Origin of the sequence: Endozoicomonas sp. ONNA1 (assembly GCF_024606325.1) — a bacterium.
Taxonomy (GTDB): domain Bacteria; phylum Pseudomonadota; class Gammaproteobacteria; order Pseudomonadales; family Endozoicomonadaceae; genus Endozoicomonas_A.
Genome location: NZ_JAHHPN010000668.1, coordinates 1 through 1,072 on the forward strand (window position 1 = coordinate 1; position 1,072 = coordinate 1,072).

1 protein-coding gene is annotated in these 1,072 nt (G+C 44.7%); it reads right to left on the bottom strand.

The genetic code is table 11. The annotated features are described in order from the left end of the window. Window positions 1-946 (bottom strand): hypothetical protein (locus KDK19_RS15730; RefSeq protein ID WP_257292319.1); only part of this gene is annotated, 946 nt, incomplete at its 3' end. Window positions 947-1,072 lie beyond the last annotated feature (126 nt).

The following is a 1,072-nucleotide window of genomic DNA, read 5'->3' on the forward strand; positions in this document are numbered from 1 at the left end:
ATAACAAGCCCCGAGTTTCATCGACCACCTTGTCTACCTCTTTTTGTCGTTCTTCGGGAAATTTTTCAAGCAACCGATTTAGACGCTGTTGCCCCTGAGTCAGATGTGCAAACCTCGGGGGAAACCGACGCAATTGATAAAATTTAAACAAACCAGGTTCCACCCCCAATACATTCCAAGTTTGGATTGCCGTAACAATAAGGGTGTTCAGGTCATTTGTATAAAGTGCAGGTTTATCTGACGTGCCCACAAAAGACTTAATCTCACCATTGACTCGCAATCGACCAAGTTGCTCATCATCCAAGCCGTAGGTTATGTGCAAAAAAAACTGCACCATATTGTCATTGGTAAGGGGGTCTTTGTCCGCATAGTATCCGTTACCAGCCAACATGGGGAATTCCAACAATGTTTCCAGATCGTGCAACATGAATGACTCACAGCCAAAGCCACTGCCCTGACGTTCAGGCAGGAAGTAAAACCGGGAATCAGTGAAGCCATGATGTCTTAACGCCAGTGTTAAAGCTAAAGTGACAAAATGTGCCAGGAGCGAATAAACTTGATCTTCGTAGTAACGCTTAAAAACACTTAAACTATCAACGACAAAAACACGATAAAGTCCTTCAGTATTTTTCCGGATAGAAACAATGCTGACGTGGCCCGCATGGTCCTGAAAAATAAATTGTTTAGATTGACTTGCTGCCATTAACGACAGCTGGGTTATAAATAACCCAACCAGCTGCTGAAGACACTGAGGGTAGCCCAGTCGAGCTTGCATATACCTTAGAGTTAACGGCGGTCTGGCAGCATTGACAATGCTGTCTACTAACGACTGTTTGGGCACCCCTTCAGGTAATACAAGCTCCGGAATCGCATATCTGGCAAATACTCTGATTAAATCTTCTGGCAGGCTCGCAAGCCTCGGATATTCAAGTAAAACGTGTGACATTTCACCTCCTTCCAGCTTCCCCGGAAAATGATGCTTAAGTAGCCTCAGAATCGCTTTCCAACGGTATTTACCACTCTCCGATGAGGTATGCATGTATCCCGTTGTTGTCTCTGATCTTGATGGTAC